The organism is Candidatus Izimaplasma bacterium HR1 (assembly GCA_000755705.1).
GTDB lineage: Bacteria > Bacillota_I > Bacilli_A > Izemoplasmatales > Izemoplasmataceae > Xianfuyuplasma.
The window spans coordinates 1551883-1569968 of record CP009415.1 but is presented as its reverse complement, the minus strand read 5'-3'; the positions used below and the strand labels follow the sequence as shown (position 1 = coordinate 1569968).

Sequence of the window (18086 nt, the reverse complement as noted above, 5' to 3'; positions counted from 1 at the left end):
CTTACATCTTTGTCCTGAGTAATTCGAAATCATCATATATCATCTTATTGAAAGCCTCATAAGATTTACTGTACTTCTAAGTTTGCATTTCTTGATTACCTTCTTAATATATTGAATTGCTATTCACTAAATCTTTCCACTATTTATAATTTTTTTCAGTTTCCTAAGTCTTATATATATATAAATTCATATAAATTGAGGAATTATAAATAAAGTAGTAAAATTAAGATAGTATTTATAATGTTTTCAAATAGGAGGAAATGATGAAAAGATTTTTTGTGGTTATGGGATTAATACTTTTCTCTTTTGCACTTGCTGGATGCGATTTAATATCAGATGATGTTGTAGAAAAAGCGACAGAGGAACTATGTAGAGAAAATCCTGAACATGAGTTATGTCAAGCAGACGTTTTTGAGCAATTAGAAGATGATGCAATGATTGATTATTTTGATGAGTTGCTAGTTGTGCTAGAAGATGAAACTAATCAAACATTTTGTGAAGATTACTTCTCAGTAACAAATATAACCTTACTAGATGAATGTATAAGTGATAGAAATTTACTAATACCAACTGATATTGCAAACTTTGTTGCAATTTCAGTTACAAAAGATGGTGATTATTACACTATCGAAACTTTAAATGAAGCAACAAATGAAATAGTTGAATTTGAAGTAAGAATTGTCTTAGAAGATGATAGACTTCGAATCAATGATTGGACATTCTTAGAACCTTATCTTGCAGGTTTTGTGATTGAACAAGAGCATATTGATAGTGGTCTTGAAATGTTTATTGAAGATTTTAGAAATGAAATGATTTCAGATGAAGACTTTTGTAGTATGTGGTTTGACGGAATAGATGAGGACTGCGATGGAGTAATTGATGCTAGAAGGAAATTCAAAGCAGGAGCAGCGTTATCAAAAACCGTTAATATCGCTGATATTGGTGATGTTGAAGATGACACAGTAGAGGCGAAAATTGAGTTTTTCTTTGATGGCCATGTTACTGTCCTTAAAATAGCTTTATCAATTACATTAGTAGAAGGTGTAGTTACTTATGAGATTACCGAAGAAACTATTCTTTTAAGAGGAATTGATGAGTCTAAAATAAGACTTGAAATAGATATGTTTATTGAAGACTACAGCGACCCTGATATTACAGATGAGGAATTATGTGCTAAGTGGTATGACGGGGAGGATAATGATTGTGATGGTCTAATAAAAGCTCGAGTTAAATTTAAAGCAGGAGCTGACTTATCTAAGAAAGTAAATATTGTTGATGACGATGATGACGATTTTGGTGACGTTACAGCAGTAATTAATTTTGAACATCATGGTCACGTCACAGTTCTTAAAATAGCGTTTGATGTATCTGAAGAAGACGGTATTCTTCGACTTATGATTAAAGAAGAAGGTGTCTTAGTTAGAGGATTCAATGAGGAAGATATTATCGAGGAAATAGAGAAGTTCATGGTTCACTTTGAATCTGGAGATATACCTACTGAGCAATTATGCAGTATGTGGTTTAACGCTGTTGATAATGATTGTGATGGAATAGAAGAAGCAAGAAGAAGATTCAAAGCAGGAGCTGATTTAGCTAAGAAAGTAAATATAATTGCTCCAGATGTTGACGATGATGAAATGATATATGCTACGATAGAATATGAACATAATGGACATGTAAATGTACTTAGAATGACTTTCACAGTAACTGAAGAAGATGAAGTTATTTTACTAAGTGTTAGAAGAACAGAAGTTGAAGGTGATTATCGAACATTTATTGAAACTGAAATTGTTTCAATGTATCGTATGTATTTAGTAGACTATTTTGATTCTTCAATCACTTTTGAAGAATTAAATAATATGTACTTTGACAACAAAATGGATAGTGAATTTGGTAGATTACGAGAACTAGATATTGAAAACATAATAGTTGTTAATGTATTAAATGATTCAGAGTTAACAAAGGACGACATGGGATATTTCATCCTTTCACTTGAGATTGTTACTAATAATGGTAACAAGTACGAGGAAATAAGTTTAAAACCAATCAGACTTGAATTATCTAGGGTAGATCTTAATCCAGGTGTTGTATTAACGGATTATTACTCAATATCTGAAGTAGAAGAATACTTTAGAATATTTCTAGCAGATTATTTAGATCCTGATAGTGATGACGATACAATTGATGATGTTTATTTTGGTGGTAATTTAGATCCTTCATTCTTAGTAGAAAGAAGCATCTTCCTAAGTTCAGGTACAACAATAAGTATGACAGGAATTTCAGCAAGATCAAACTACAATATTGATTCATTCTTTGATGTATTTTATGAAATTAGAACAGGTGACGTTGCAACAACAGATAAAGTAAAAATAAAAGTAAATAGAATTGATATGGCACTGGTACTTGACCCTGATGATGACGGAGATTCAGTCCCTACTGAAAGTTTAAGAACTATATTAGAAGACTTTATTAATTTATACAATGATCCAACAATTGATAATCAAGAAGTATGTGTAATGATTGCTCAAGGTGGTGATGGAACTACTTGTGAATCTACAAGAACCTCTGATATATTAGATGAAAATACCATCACAAGTTATGAATTGTTTGGCGATCCAGACTTTGGATTTGATGATACGTTCCTATTTGGCGATCCTGATTTCCTATATAGTGTTAGTTTCCTATTTGGTGATCCTGACTTTGATGTATATAGAACATTTACAATAGAAGTAGTTCTAGGTGATGATGGAAACTTCAATACGTTATTAACGGAAATAGACAATCCAGAATAAAAAGAGTAACTAGTATATTTAATAACACTTGATAATTAAATACAAAACACCTTCTACATATCGTAGAAGGTGTTTTGTTTATGATTATTTTGTGATTTCAATGTGACTACAAGCAAATTTCAGTTTGGTATTATTTTTTACGTCCGTGACCTTGTGGAGGTCCATCATCTTCGAACTCACCTTCAATTTCAAGGTGGAATACCATATAGATGGCTTCCTCAATATCATCGGTAATAGTTTGCCAGTGTCCTGGAATTCTTTCAGGAACTTCAGGTCCTATGTAGTAATGATATCCTACTGCTTCAAATCCTTCTAAAGGCATAAATGTTACCTCTAAACCAACAACTTCAATATAACCAACTAAAGTACCTTTAGTTAGATCGTTTTGACCTGCTCCAGCATATACTGGGAAGATACCTTCTTGATAATCAGAATACCAACCCCATGGCCACAGTTCATAACTGTTTTCACCGAAGTACGCGTAAGCTGTTTCAACTCCTGTTTCAGGTTCTGGTCCGGGAGGTTCTTCATCACAAGGAATTAGAATGAATCCCATTGCGTAAAACCATGCTCCATCACCAGGGCCGTTAGGTCCACCACCATAAGCAGTTTCTCCATCTACATCAGTAGGAGGGGTACCTTGATCATCATCATCAACCAAAGCTAGATGGAATATAAAATAGTAGTCCTCGTAATCTACTAGTTCAGTTAAAGGAATTTCATAGGTAAAATCGTTCATATATAGATTTTCTACAACGTAAGGAGCTAAACCAGGTGCTGGTCTAGATAAAGGTATTTCATAAACTTCATCATACATGTATATATGAAATTCTTGTACTAATGCTCCTTCTATTAAATCTATATGGAATTCAATATTGCCTTGTGCATTTATATATACTTCAATTGTACCTGCAAAGATGTCTTGGCCTGCCCAAATATTGAATCCAAAACTTTCAAAACCATTGACACATACATTTAGGTTCTCTCCAAAGTCAACATTTTCTTCATACCATTCAGTTTGTCCTTCTTCAAATGGATAATTAGGACCACCTACATAAGCTGTCTCAGCAGACAAAGTAGCACCGGCACTAAAGAAAAATGCTATTACTAATAGTAAACCTAAACCAAATATTTTTTTCATTTAGATTCTCCTTATTTTATTTTTGGCAACTGGCTACCTTTAAAGGTCCTGTAGTTTTGCGTCATTAGATTGCTCTAATTTTGCCTTTTACAAGTGTATTTTACTTTAAGTAAAAAAAAAAACCAAGGGTACATAGGTTTTTTATAATTAAGATGTAAGCGTTTTTAGGCGCTTGTAATAATGGTTATTACATAAGGTCAACAATAAAAGAATGATGATATATCTACATTCCTTTATTGCCTTGGATAAGTATTGAGCGTATTTATAAAGCAAGTTAAGTTTTAGATATTACAAGTGACAGTAGTCAAGCAATTTCTTTAATATTCATTATAGTTTATTTTCTAAATTAGATTTTCAAGTCTAACATTGAAAATAGCATGAGCAATAACGTAGAATAATTAAACTCAAAACTCCACAACAACTAAGGAACTCTTTACTCTCCCACTTGATAATAATTTTGAGTATTTTAGTAGTTTTTATTCTATATATATGAAGTCTATAGTTTTGTCTGGAAGTTTCTTGAGGATGAATAAACGTATTATGATTCATCACGTTATTATGGGAATTCTTTGTGGTAATAATGGATTAGTAAGAATTTGATTTTATAAAATAATTTATGACCAAAAACAATAGTTGTAGATAAACCGGTTATAATAATTCATATCATGAATAGTTTAATAAAACACAAGATTAAACTCTTTGTATATGGATAATAAAACACCCTCTACAGCAAGTAGAGGGTGTTTTTCTAAAAGGTTATTTAGTGATTTTCATATAACAACCAACAAGTTGGTCGTTTTCTCCATGATACATTGGATCTTCAAATGTACCAATATAGTCTTCACCAAGGATATTGTAGATGTGATTTTCCATACTAAACTCTGGAAGTTTTCCAACAAATTTTTCTCCGTCAAACAAGTAAGCTGATTGTACTGGAGTAGCATAATTACCATCAGCATTTACTTCTCCACCAGCAGCAGCAACAACAACAATAGCCATTTTGCCTTCTAATGCTTTAACGATATTAGTTGAATCATTCTCAATACGGAGATGGATTGAACTTATAGTTGGTACGTCATCGTATCCACCAGCAGCAGAACCAGTATGTTCATAGTTGAACTTTTTAGCTGTTTTCTTGTCTGTGAATACACGTTTTAGTACACCATTTTCAATTAATGAAACTCTATCGTTTTCCATACAAACACCTTCCATATCAAAGTGTCTTGAGTGGGTTATTTTTGGGTCTCTGTTTTGGAACATATTTACTTTTTCATTAAATATCTTTTTACCAATCTTGTCTTTAAAGAAAGAAGCACCATTACCGTACGTTTCACCACTTAGATGACTAGTGATGAATCCTCCTACAGTACCTAAATCAGCAAAGAATACAGGTAGTTTTTCTCCTTCTGGCAAGTCAACTTTTGTACGTTCTGCAGTCAACTGCATTTTTGACGTTTCGATGAATCTAGGAAAGTCCATATTTCTACCAGACCAACCAAGGAATGTGTCAAATAAGTTGGGACTACTTTTTGCTTTTACGATTATACCGATGTCAAGTCTTTGATCTTGATATCGTAAATCTAATCCCTCTGAATTTGATAATGAGATATCTGATTTTATAGCCTTGAATGATTCAGAGTAAATGAAGTCATCATTTTCTTCCTTGATTTCAGAAAGGAAGTTTTCAGCAAGTCCCATTAATTCTTGCTCATTATATATTTTATCTGTTAGATTACGATGATCTTTTCTATTTTCTTCTAGTTTGTGAGGATAAGGAATTTTAGAAGCTAAGTTTTCAATTGCTTGATTTGTTAGTTCTTCTTTAGAAGTAGAACCGATAGCTCCTGATATACCTATATATCCATCTTTATATACTCTAACAGCATTACGTTCGATGTCTTTTACACGAAGTGAATTAATTTCTGAAGCTTGTAGTTTGATTGATATTTCTTTTCTTATTGTTGTTATATATTCTTTTTTCATTATTAATACCTCCTACATTACATTGAGTTTGCGAACCAATGTATACGGTCCTCCAAACCCAACTGGAAGTGGAAATTGTTCCATTTTTCCACATCCTCCACCAACAAAACTAAGTAATTCAAATTCTTTACTTACTGCATCTACTAAGTCCAATGTTTCAAAAACATTACCAGTAATTACAGATAGTTTTATAGGAGTGGTGATTTTTCCGTTTTCGATTAAATATGCACGAGAAGGAGCGATAGTAAATGTGCTCATTCCAGAACCGTGTTTAATGGTATCAATAAAGACACCATAATCAATAGATTTGATTATATCATCTAAAGGTGTATCACCTTTTTCGATATACGTTGTTGTCATTCGAACGATAGGTTCATATTCAAAATTGATAGAACGTGCGTTCCCTGTTAAATTCTCTTCTAAGGCAGCAGCAGTAGGCACACTATGAAGACGATCTGTTAGGACACCGTTTGTAATGATATTTGTTTTTGAACCTTTTGTCCCTTCGTCATCAAATGGTACATATCCATTTCCGACAAATGTCCCATCATCAATGATTGTTAGTAATGATGGTCCAACCTTTTTACCAAGGACCCATTCTTTACGCATTGTTTCGTCTCCTACCATAAAATCTGATTCGCTTTTATGACCGAAACTTTCGTGAGTGAATACCCCAGTAGCTAATGGACTCATAAGAACTTTGTGTTCACCTGGTTCGAAAGCCACAGCGTTTTTAATGAAGTGAATGTTCTTTTTAACTTCTTCTTCAAAGTATGGGAATTTATCTTTTAACTCATCAAAATATACCGTTGCAGTAGAAGACCCAAACATATTATTATTTTCTTCATGTGCACATTGCATACGCATAGCGATACCACAAGTCTGTTTATCAAATTTGATATTTGAACCTTTAGATGTATAAATCTCTTTAATTGTTACATCCTCAACATAAAATACCTGTGTCATCTTGATTGTTTCATGTTTACATAAATCAGAAACTCTTTTAACAAGTTCGTCTTTAGCTGATAATGAAATATCCTTTAATGAGTTTTCCTTGTATTGGATTAATTCCTCATTATGTACTTCGTATAACTTAATAACAGGATTATTCTCAATATCTTCATTTGGTGTTGCCATTTTTGCAAGTGTGTCAATTTGCTCTTGAATCTTACCTAAATCTGTTAATGAAGCATAATACCAACGTAAACCATCGTAAACGCGAATAAATGCCCCTTTGTTAGATCGTACTTTTTGCTCGTGTAACTCACCATTTTTGTATACTATTCTTGTTGTGAAGTTATCTTCAATACGAACATCTATATACAATCCCTCTGGATATTTATACATATATTCCTCCTTAATTTTTATTTATTCTTATATTCATTTTACCATATCTAATGGACCACAAAAATGTATAAAAACAAAAGGATTGTCATATATTCCTTATTTCCTTCTATCGATTACTTGCAATTAAGTTTCGTATTTGGTATTTACCAACTTCAGTTTTACTAAGAAGAAAGTTATAAACTATCCTTGAAAACTGATACAACACGTATGTATGATAATGACAATCGCTAAATATATTTGAAATCTTTCGATAAATGAAATAAAATGAAGTAATGGTATCCAGCAAATACAAAGAGGTGAATGCAAATGAATTTAACTGAACAATCAAAGAAATTGAATAACATTGAGTTTCATTTCCCAATTAATAATATGGAGATAAGAGTATTGTGGTTTAGGATCATGAACAGAAATAAGCAATGGAGAATTCAACGTCATCTCCATTCAACTTTTGAAATTCATATTGTTCAAAGTGGTGATTCAAAAGTGATACTAGATAATCAAACATTTATAGTTAAAAAAGGTGATTGTTACATAACACCTCCAGGGAATTATCACGAGCAAATAAATGGCAATGAAGACACTTATACTGAGTACAGTATGAACGTAGATTTAGAGTTAATTAACAACTCATATTCTGAAGAGTATGAGTTATTAAACATACTCTCGAATACCGAAGTAAGAGTTCTACATAACAGTCATGAACTTATTTCTTTGTTTGAAGGTTCATTGAATGAAGCTGGAAACGGATACAGCGGATATAACAGAATAATCATTAACAATATTACCAATATGTTAATCATATTATCAAGAAGACTAAGCAACTACAAACTAGCAAGAATGGGAATCCAAAAGAATACAAGCACAGGGCACTTTAGTAAGATGCACAGTTATATTAAAGATAATGTAATTAAGAGGATTAGCGTTAAGGAAGTAGCTTCATATGTATTTCTCTCAGAGAAGCAAGCATCAAGAGTAGTTCAGCAAAGTTTAGGTACATCTCTTAAATCACTAATTGATGTTAAAAGAAATGAAAAGGCATGTGAAATAATCCGTAATACTTCATTGCAAATGAAGGAGATTTCAGAATATATGGATTTCACTTCGCCATTTGTTTTCTCAAAATTCTTTAAAAGAATGAACGATATGACACCTCTTGAATATAGAATAATGTCCAAAAATGACAATTTATAGTCCAGAATGAATATGTAATAAATACCAAAAAAGAAATATAATATACCTAGCTACTTAAAGGAGGATATTATGTTTTTTTATTTGGAGAGATTAAAGAAAACTTGTAATGAATTGTCAAAAAATATATATACCGAAAAATATGAGTTGAATGACTTGATGTATAAACAAGGCGACTATTTATCTTTTGAGGAGGCAAATAAAGATGTATCCACCTTCTCTATTTATAATAGTTTGACTTATATAAACAACGCTAATCGATATTGGTTTCAAAAAAGGGTTGTCCTAAATGACGATTTTCTAGGTAGTTCAATTGTTTTTGAAATTGAAACAGGTAAGGAACAAGGGTGGGACGCAATAAACCCTCAGTTTTTAGTTTATATAAACGGAGAAGCTATTCAAGGTTTTGATACTAATCATCGCACTGTAATAATAGACACAAATAAACTAGGACTTGACTTTGTAATATCATTTCATGCTTATACGGGAACACAAAAAGATGATGTTAACATAAGATGTTATATTTCAAAAATTCAAAAAGAAATTAAAAAAATATATTTTGATTTGTCAATCTTAGAAGAAACTTTGCAAGTATTAGACCCTGAGACTGCAGAGTACAACTTAATCCTAAACACCTGTAATAATGCAGTAGATATATTAGATTTTCGATCTCTAGAAAAACTTATCAACTCATCTTGTGAAGCTTCTAGAATTATTGAGGATGCAGTTTATTCCTATAAACATAATCCTTTATCAACTGTTTCTCTATTAGGACATACACACATAGATGTTGCTTGGTTATGGACTTTGAAACAAACAAGGGAAAAAGTTGTTCGTAGTTTTTCCACAGTAGTTAAATTGATGGAGGAATACGAGCACTATAGATTTATGTCTTCTCAACCACAACTATATCAGTTCGTAAAAGAAGATAATCCTAGCCTATATCAAAAGATTAAGGAACTAGTAAAAGAAGGTCGCTGGGAAGTAGAAGGCGGAATGTGGTTAGAATCAGACTGCAATATACCTTCAGGTGAATCACTAATTAGACAACTGCAAAAAGGTAAAACATTCTTTAAAAATGAATTTGCAGTTGATTCAAAAATCTTATGGCTTCCTGATGTATTTGGATACAGTGCTGCTTTACCTCAAATTCTAAAAAGTATCGGAATCAAATACTTCTTAACAACAAAAATCAGTTGGAATGAATCTAACAAAATGCCATACGATACTTTCTATTGGAAAGGATTAGATGGCACAGAAATATTGACATATTTTGGTACTACCAATGAATATGAAAAAGTTATCAATAACGATCATAGAACAATTTATGAAGGGACAATAAATCCTTCCCAAGTACAAGGAACATACACTAGGTATCAACAAAAGCTCATCAACAACAATACCTTAATGATTTATGGCCATGGTGATGGTGGTGGTGGACCAACTTCAGAAATGCTAGAGTATTCACAAAGACTTATCAAAGGGATACCTGGTTTACCACAAGTAAAAGAGGTAAACTCAATTGAATATTTCACTGAATTAGAGAAAAAAGTTGCCAATAACGATAAAACACCTAAATGGAGAGGTGAATTATATCTAGAATATCATCGAGGAACATACACAACTTCAAGTAAAAGTAAGAAATATAATAGAAGAAGTGAACAATTAGTTCATGATTTAGAATTTATTTCTGTTCTGTTTAATAAATTATATAGTTATCCAATTAATCATAAACTGATAAATAAGTCTTGGGATGTAATTCTCTTAAATCAGTTTCACGATATTATCCCAGGGACAAGTATAAAAGAAGTATATGACGAATCATTTACTCAATACAATGAAATCATTTCTACTATGGAATCACAAATAACCAAAACAATCTCACCGATTAATTCACAAAACGAAGATGATAGTACAATCCAAATAATTAACACAACATCTTTTACAAGAGATGATATTGTAGTTTTAAATAAATATAATCCAATATATCAATCATTATGTTACAAGGATAAACTATATCCTATTCAAGAGACTTTTGATAATAAAGTGATTGTTCATGTTCCTTCGATAATACCTTTCGGTATTTCTAAGTATCAATTATCGAAAGAACTATCAGGAACAAATATACTTCATCAATCAACTAGTAAACTGGAAAATGATTATTTAGTTTTATCATTTGATTCGATAGGATATATCACTAGTATCTTTGATAAAGATGCACAAAGAGAACTAATTGAAGAGGGAATGATTGCCAATCAACTAGTCGCATATGAGGATATTCCTCATAACTGGGATGCTTGGGACATAAATAAATATTACAAGTATAAATCATATCCGTTAAGTGAGTTAGAATCATCAGTTATTATTGAGGATGGACCAGTCAGAACTGTTTTAAGACAAACAAGAAAATACAATAAATCCTTGATTAAACAAGATATTATAATGTATTCTCATACAAGACGAATTGATTTTGAAACGACGATTGATTGGAACGAGAAGCAAACCCTTCTAAGAACGCTATTCCCTTTAACTGTTTCCAATCAATACGCAACATACGAAATTCAATATGGAAATGTCAAACGAACAACCCATGAGAACACTTCATGGGACCATGCTATGTTTGAAGTCCCAGCTCAAAAATGGGCTGATCTTTCCGATGGTAATTATGGAGTTTCCTTAATTAATGATAGTAAATATGGATATAGTATCAAAGACTCAGTTATCGGATTATCATTATTAAAATCATCGCAATGGCCTTGTCTAGATATTGATAAAGGTAATCATACATTTACTTACTCGCTTTATCCACATCTTAATACATATAGTGAAGGCGGGACAATCAAAGAAGCATACAAACTGAATTATCCTTTATATACAACTCCACTACTTAAAAGAAGTGATAATCACTTTGAATCACTCTTCAAAGTGACGAATGAGAACATAGTAATTGAAGTTGTAAAACAGGATAATTCCAATAATTATATAACACTGAGAATCTATGAATCACAAAATTGCCGTACTAAGACAACACTTACTTCACATTATGATATTTTACATGCCTATGAAGTAAATCTAGTAGGTGAGATCCAAAGTAAGTTAGAAATCTGTGAAAATAAAGTAGAAATTACTTTTACTCCTTTTGAAATCAAAACTATATATATAGAACTATAAGTTAATAAGAGCCATAGAACTTTTTAGGAAAAGAAGAATCTTCGGGATAAGGTGCAAGACAATTTGCACCTTTTTTCTATAGTATTGGCATTTCCATGTGGTAGTTCTAAAATCAATAAAATACATGGGGATCATAATGCAAATAATAAGGTGAACTAGATTTCCATTCAAAAACATTGAATCTAGATTATTGAGTAAATATATTTATATATTTAGAATTTATGGTTAGTTTTTTTTACCATAAAATAATTTGTAATATTGACAAAGCTGAGAATAAATGTTAATATAAATGTACAAAATGTTGTACAAAGAAAAAAACGAAAAAGGAGATTTCTAAATCTATGATTTGGGAAGCGTAAACAGATGATGAAAATAGTTGTAGGTGGACAATTAGATAAAGAGAGAATTAAAAAAATCATTACTGATTTTGCAGGAGAAAAAGCAATTGTCGATATTCAAGGTGACTTGGATGCGGCACTTTCTATGCAAGCAGGTACATATGATTATTATATAGGAGCATGTAATACTGGTAGTGGGGGAGCATTAGCAATGGCTATAGCTATACTTGGTTTAGAGAATTGTGTAACATTATCTATGCCTGGTAAAATTCTATCAGATGAGAAAATGAAGGAAGAAGTAGAATCAGGGAAAATAGCATTTGGTTTCACAGCGCAAGATGCAGATAATGTATTATCTGTTATCCTTCCGCTCATTATAAAATAATACTAATTTGGAGGACGATTTATGGAACTTATTATCATCGGTTTGCTTGGTGCACTTGCATCGATATTAGCAAACAAACAAATTGCCGTATTCCATGATGGGTTTAGACCTATCGTTGGGAACTTCTTAAACGGTAAAATTGACAGAAAGACTCTTGGGCTTACAAGTTTCGCATTGTCATTTGGTTTAGTAATTGGGTTTGGATTACCATTCTCAATCGGAAAATCAATTATATTAATTCACTGTATCTTATTAGCTACAGATATAATTGGTTCAGTTTCACCAGCAGGTAAAAAAGGTTTAATAGTTTCTGGTGTAATTGGTGGTTTATTCGGTATTGGTCTTAGTTTAGGGTTAGACGTAATTATTGATGCGTTTAGTTATTTACCTTATAACTTCTTACCACATATCGGTAGTGTTGGTAAACCAGTTGTTGTTGCATTCGCAGTATTCCCTGCCTTAGCAGTGGCTTTACAACATGGTTACAAAAAAGGAATTTACACAATTGGAGCGATTTTCGCGACAATGGTATTAGTAAACAGATACGGATCATTCGATATCTCAGGAAGCACTGTTAGTTTAAGTGTTGAAGGACTTGGATTATTAGTAGGTGTTGTTATGATGATTGTATTCGCTATCAGAACTGGTGAAACTACTACATCAAACCAACAACTAGTAAGTATCTTCTCATCAAATGTTGACAGAATTAAGAAAAACTGGCCTTGGTTAGTTGGAATGGGAGCACTAGTTGCTGCTGCTACAGCTGCTAACATCGTTGCTGGAGATCCTATCTCATTAAACTTAATGGCTGATGGAAAAATGACAGAAGCTGGTATCGCTGCATTTGCTAGAGGTATTGGATTTGTACCATTAATCTTTACAACAGCTATCGCAACAGGTGTTTATGCTCCTGCTGGAGTTACATTTGTATTTGCAATTGGTATCTTAACAGGAAACCCATACTTAGCATTTGTATTAGGTGGAGTTATGATTTCTGTAGAATTACTTGCATTAAGTGGAGCTGCTAAATTCTTAGACAAGTTCGCTGGTGTTAAAAACATGGGTGAACATATTAGATCAGCTATGAACTCTGTATTAGAAGTTGCATTATTAGTTGGTTCAATGATTGCTGCAAACGCAATGAGTCCTAAATTCGGATTCCTATTCGTTATCGGGTTATATACATTGAATAAAACAAGTAAAAAACCACTTGTTAGTATCGCTGTAGGACCAATCGCAGTAATAGCATTAGGTATCATCTTGAATGTTCTAGCTTTATTAGGACTTTGGATCGTTCCTGCATAAAACTATATAAAGGAGTATGCAAATACTCCTTTTATTTTTATTAAACACTAAAAGAGGTGCTTCTATGAACTACAATGATTATGATAAATATTTAAAAAGAACAGAAGTACTATCATGTAAAAAGGATAGTGTCCTAAAAGTATATGATGTAACATCGACAGTAAAAAAAGCTGTTGAAGATAAATCAGATTTTTACTTGATGGGTATAAAAAACACAGAATACATTAAAGAAGAAGTACTTTCAAAACTAAAACAAAGCGGTTTTATTCCTCATACCTTAGATAAAATGGCCCGAGGTGGAAGAGCAATAGATATAGATTTAGTAAACCCTCTAACAGGTAAACTAATGACAGGTTCTTCAAGTGGAACTGCGATAAATGTATTAGAAGATTATAACGATATCGGTCTTGGTTCTGATGGAGGAGGCTCAGTTTTAGCTCCTGCTTTAGCATTAAACCTATATGGAATTATCTCACCATTGTTCTTTCGTGATGAATCGTATGCCAAAAGTTCAACAGATGGAATCACGTTTATACCATCACTTGGATTTATCTCAAAAGACATTGATTTAATTCAAAAAGCTACTGAAACATTTGTTCAAATTGAACAAGTAAAAGATATAAATATTCTAATCCCTAATGAAAATAATATTTTGTTAGAAACAGGTGATGATGTTGGGAAAATCCTAAGTGATTCACTGACAAATAACAAATTTATAATTAATAGAGAGATATATCCAAATATATTTGGTGATAGACAAGAAAATATAGATTATTTGAATAAGAAACTTGAGCAATATGATGTAATTATGTCTTACGAAGGACCAATTGATTACTTTGGTTTTGGTGATTCAGTGTTTGGGTTGTTTAATAGTGTATCGCGACAAAACCAAGAAAAAGCAGGAAAAGGCCTTATAAGAGTAGCTAACATGGTTAATGCATCAGCCTTAGTTGTGCCATCAAATGATTTCTCAAGTGGCTATGTTTTAATCGCAAACTCAAGCAAAGAAGGTATTAGTAGTTTATTCGAAATACAAAAACACTTAAAGAACAAGATCTCAAATAAACTATATAAAAAGTACTTCACAATCAAACCTTGATAAATAGACGATATTCTTATATAATTAACTAGTACAAAATATTGTACTATAAGGAGGAATTATGGTTCTAGAATATAATAAAACATCACAAGTTGTGTTAGAGATTGTCAAAGATTTATTTGCATTAAACGTCGGAGATAAAATGAAATCTGTACGCGCTTATGTGAAGTTATTGGATTCATCTCAAGGTACAGTTCAAAATGCAATTAATTACTTAGTCGAAACTGAAGGAATCTCTATAGATAAAAGAGGATCTCAAGGTAGTTATTTAACAGGATTTGATAAAAATATCATTTTGAGCTTAATTGGGAAACGACATATCGTTGGCTGTATGCCCCTACCTTACTCAAAAAGATATGAAGGCCTTGCATCTGGATTAAGTGGTTTAGGAAATGAATCAATGCGATTTCACTTAATGTATATGAGGGGTTCTACAAATAGACTTTCAAGATTACTTGAGGGCAGTGTTGATTATGTAATTACATCACGTGCCGCAGCGCAACAGGCAATTGAAAATGGTGGAAAGTTAGAGATTGTTAAAGCGTTTGGACCAAAATCATTTGTTTCAAAACATATTCTTGTAAAAACAAAAGATTTTAATGGGATTATCGATGAGAATACAGTGCTTGGTGTCGATGAAACATCATTAGACCAAATTGAAATCGCAAAATTACTACATAAAAAAGTCAAAGTTCAATTAAAATATATCAACGCCAGTTTAATAAGAAAATATTTAGACAACGGGGATATCGATATAACGATATGGAACTTCGATGAAATACTTGAAAAACATTTGGATTACGATTACTTGGAACTAGATTTTATTGAAGGGTTATCCAAGTTTAGTGAAACAGTAATTGTTATTAAAGCTAATGATCATTTTACAAGAAGAATTATTCAAGATGAAGTTGAAGTTGAAAGTATTCTTCAAATCCAAAATGATGTAATAATGGAGAAAAAAACACCGATTTACTAAGGAGCTATTATGAAAGACCAAACAAAACTAAAGATAAATATTTTAAAAGATAGAGAAGTAATTAGTGAAACTACAGTCAAAAACATATATATAATTGAAGAAACTTTAACAAGTTTCGTAGCAAACATAGAAGAAATGGATACTGATTCTATGTTTACCCATTTAGCAATAGCTCTTGATCGAGTAGAAAAAAACAATCAATTAACAGAATCAAATGAAATCATTAAAGAACAGTTAATGATTAGTGGGTTCTATACAGAAGCAGAAGCAATACTACAAAAAGCTTCACAAAAAGCAAACGTGGTATTCAATGAAGCCGAAAGTATTATGGTTTTAGTTCATATCTGCACATTATTATTACAAAGAGGTGAGTAATATGAATATCAACGGTTATACAATGATGCATGAGCATTTAACAATTGATTTATCAAGAATTAAGAATGACCCAGATACCATTTTAGATAACATTGAAGACACTATCTCGGAATTCAAAAATCTCTACAAAAATGGAGTTAGAAATATCTTAGATGTTACAAATCATGAAATGGGCCGAAATGATGATGCCATCATCCAAATTCAAAAAGAGACAGGGATAAATATAATTACATCAACCGGTTATTATAAGGATCCTTTCCTATCACAAGAATTTATTGGTAAATCAGTTGATGAACTAGCACAGGATTTTATCACAGAGTTAGTTAATGGATTTGAGTCATCTCTTCAAAAACCACAGGTTATTGGAGAAATAGGAACAAGCAAAAATGAAATGACAGTTAATGAAGAAAAACTGTTTCATGCTTCTTCAATTGCTCAAAAGAAAACAAACTGTGTCATCTATACTCATACAACATTAGCAACATATGCTTTGGAACAAATTAGCTACTTCCAGGAAAAAGAAGTAGATCTAAGCAAAGTAATAATCGGACATGTTGATTTATCAGGTGACCAAAACTATATCGTAAAAATTCTTGAAACAGGAGTAAATGTTGGTTTTGATACAATCGGTAAAATCAACTATATGAAAGACGAAGTACGTGCTGAAATTCTTAAACATATTCAAGATATTGGAAGAATTGATCAAGTTGTATTGTCATTAGATATTACTCGTAAATCACACTTTAAGAAAAATAATGGTATAGGATATAACTACCTATTTACTGATTTTATCCCATTATTAAAGAAATATGGAGTTACTGATCAAAGCATTGAAACAATGTTAAAACATAACCCAAATCGCCTTTTAGGAGGAATTTTATGAAAACATATCCATTAAAAAGTCTTAGTTTAAAAGATGCAAAAAATGTTCAATTTAGAATCATCGATTGTATCCTAAATGAGTTCAGAGGATATGACATACTTTCACGAGGAGACCTAGGTGTTAGACAGCCAGAGAATATCCCTTTAACAACAAGTAAAGTTGAAAAAGTAATTAGTAATATATTTAATGCCGAATCGGCAATGCTTTTACGTGGTTCAGGGACAAATGCGATAAGACAAACCTTAGCACAGCTTTGTATGACTGAAAAAACAGTCTTAGTTCATGAGGCACCAATTTATCCAACTACAGAACACACCTTAAAATTAATCGGGGCAAAGCTAATTTCTGTTGACTTTAATAATCTAGAGCTAGTTAAAAAAGTGATTGAAGACAATCCTACAATTCATACTGCAATTGTCCAAATAACAAGACAAAAACTATTTGATAAATACGAAGCGAAATCAGTTATTGAAGTAATTAAAAAGACAAATAAGAACATATCAGTTGTGACAGATGATAACTATGCTGTCTTTAAAATTGAAGAAATTGGTTGTGAAATGGGCGCAGATGTTTCTGCCTTTTCAACATTTAAACTTCTAGGTCCTGAAGGGATTGGATGTATCGTTGGAAACCAAAACATAATTAGTAAAATTAAAGAAATGAATTACTCAGGTGGAAGTCAAGTTCAAGGACACGAAGCCTTAGACGTATTACGCGGATTTGTATATGCCCCAGTATCACTGGCAATCCAAGCTGAAGTAATAGAAGATGTTCATTCATATATAGAAACAACAGGCATACAAGGAGTAGAATCAAGTTTTATCGCCAATGCTCAATCTAAAGTATTAATTATTAAATTAGAGAAGAACAATGCAAAACAAGTTCTTATTGAAGCAGAAAAACTAGGAGCTCTACCACATCCTGTAGGCGCAGAATCAAAATACGAGTTTTCACCATTGTTTTATAGAGTATCGGGTACTTTTCTAAAAGATGATTCCAATGCCATAAATAATACAATACGAATAAATCCAAATCGAGCTGGAACCCATACAATAATACGGATTTTGGGAGAAGCAATAGACAACGCATAGAGGAGTGGTTTC

The 18086-nt window shown here is 32.0% G+C and carries 13 protein-coding genes and 1 riboswitch; of the genes, 10 read left to right on the top strand and 3 right to left on the bottom strand.

Annotation, left to right across the window (positions count from 1 at the left end; genetic code table 11):
* The first annotated feature begins 263 nt into the window (after nt 1-263).
* The gene (locus tag KQ51_RS07675) at nt 264-2792 is read left to right on the top strand and encodes a hypothetical protein (RefSeq protein WP_038470926.1); all 2529 of its coding nucleotides are present in this window, start codon (nt 264-266) and stop codon (nt 2790-2792) included.
* Nucleotides 2793-2922: 130 nt separating this feature from the next.
* Here the strand turns inward: KQ51_RS07675 and KQ51_RS07670 are convergent, their stop codons facing one another.
* The 3 genes from KQ51_RS07670 to KQ51_RS07660 form a co-directional block, all read right to left on the bottom strand.
* The gene (locus tag KQ51_RS07670; RefSeq protein WP_038470924.1) at nt 2923-3933 is read right to left on the bottom strand and encodes a hypothetical protein; all 1011 of its coding nucleotides are present in this window, start codon (nt 3931-3933) and stop codon (nt 2923-2925) included.
* A gap of 21 nt (nt 3934-3954) precedes the next feature.
* A riboswitch (cyclic di-GMP riboswitch) is annotated at nt 3955-4028 on the bottom strand.
* Nucleotides 4029-4689: 661 nt separating this feature from the next.
* Nucleotides 4690-5916, bottom strand: a complete 1227-nt coding sequence (locus tag KQ51_RS07665) for a metallopeptidase TldD-related protein (RefSeq protein ID WP_038470921.1) — start codon at nt 5914-5916, stop codon at nt 4690-4692.
* A gap of 12 nt (nt 5917-5928) precedes the next feature.
* The gene (locus KQ51_RS07660; RefSeq protein WP_038470919.1) at nt 5929-7263 is read right to left on the bottom strand and encodes a TldD/PmbA family protein; all 1335 of its coding nucleotides are present in this window, start codon (nt 7261-7263) and stop codon (nt 5929-5931) included.
* 306 nt (nt 7264-7569) lie between these two features.
* Between KQ51_RS07660 and KQ51_RS07655 the strand changes: the two genes are divergently transcribed.
* From KQ51_RS07655 to KQ51_RS07615, 9 genes are all read left to right on the top strand, one after another.
* Nucleotides 7570-8454 (top strand): AraC family transcriptional regulator, encoded by an 885-nt coding sequence (locus KQ51_RS07655; protein WP_038470917.1) that lies wholly within the window; start codon nt 7570-7572, stop codon nt 8452-8454.
* A gap of 69 nt (nt 8455-8523) precedes the next feature.
* Entirely contained in the window at nt 8524-11622 is a 3099-nt protein-coding gene (locus KQ51_RS07650; protein ID WP_038470915.1) for an alpha-mannosidase, read from the top strand.
* A 363-nt stretch (nt 11623-11985) separates the two neighbouring features.
* Nucleotides 11986-12345 carry a DUF2620 domain-containing protein gene (locus KQ51_RS07645; RefSeq protein WP_038470913.1) on the top strand — a complete coding sequence of 120 codons (360 nt, stop codon included), beginning with the start codon at nt 11986-11988 and terminating at the stop codon, nt 12343-12345.
* A 21-nt stretch (nt 12346-12366) separates the two neighbouring features.
* A complete protein-coding gene (locus KQ51_RS07640) occupies nt 12367-13650 on the top strand; it encodes a YhfT family protein (protein WP_038470911.1) in 1284 nt (427 codons plus the stop codon).
* Between the two features lie 64 nt (nt 13651-13714).
* A complete protein-coding gene (locus KQ51_RS07635; RefSeq protein ID WP_052609358.1) occupies nt 13715-14749 on the top strand; it encodes an amidase family protein in 1035 nt (344 codons plus the stop codon).
* Nucleotides 14750-14810: 61 nt separating this feature from the next.
* On the top strand, nt 14811-15725 hold the full coding sequence (gene yhfZ, locus KQ51_RS07630) for a GntR family transcriptional regulator YhfZ (protein WP_038470909.1): 915 nt from the start codon (nt 14811-14813) through the stop codon (nt 15723-15725).
* A 9-nt stretch (nt 15726-15734) separates the two neighbouring features.
* Nucleotides 15735-16100, top strand: a complete 366-nt coding sequence (locus tag KQ51_RS07625; RefSeq protein WP_038470907.1) for a PRD domain-containing protein — start codon at nt 15735-15737, stop codon at nt 16098-16100.
* Nucleotide 16101: 1 nt separating this feature from the next.
* Nucleotides 16102-16983: a phosphotriesterase family protein gene (locus KQ51_RS07620; RefSeq protein WP_038470905.1), complete on the top strand. Its 882-nt coding sequence runs from the start codon at nt 16102-16104 to the stop codon at nt 16981-16983.
* On the top strand, nt 16980-18074 hold the full coding sequence (locus KQ51_RS07615; protein WP_038470903.1) for an aminotransferase class V-fold PLP-dependent enzyme: 1095 nt from the start codon (nt 16980-16982) through the stop codon (nt 18072-18074). The genes KQ51_RS07620 and KQ51_RS07615 overlap by 4 nt, the downstream gene beginning before the upstream one ends.
* Nucleotides 18075-18086: the final 12 nt, after the last annotated feature.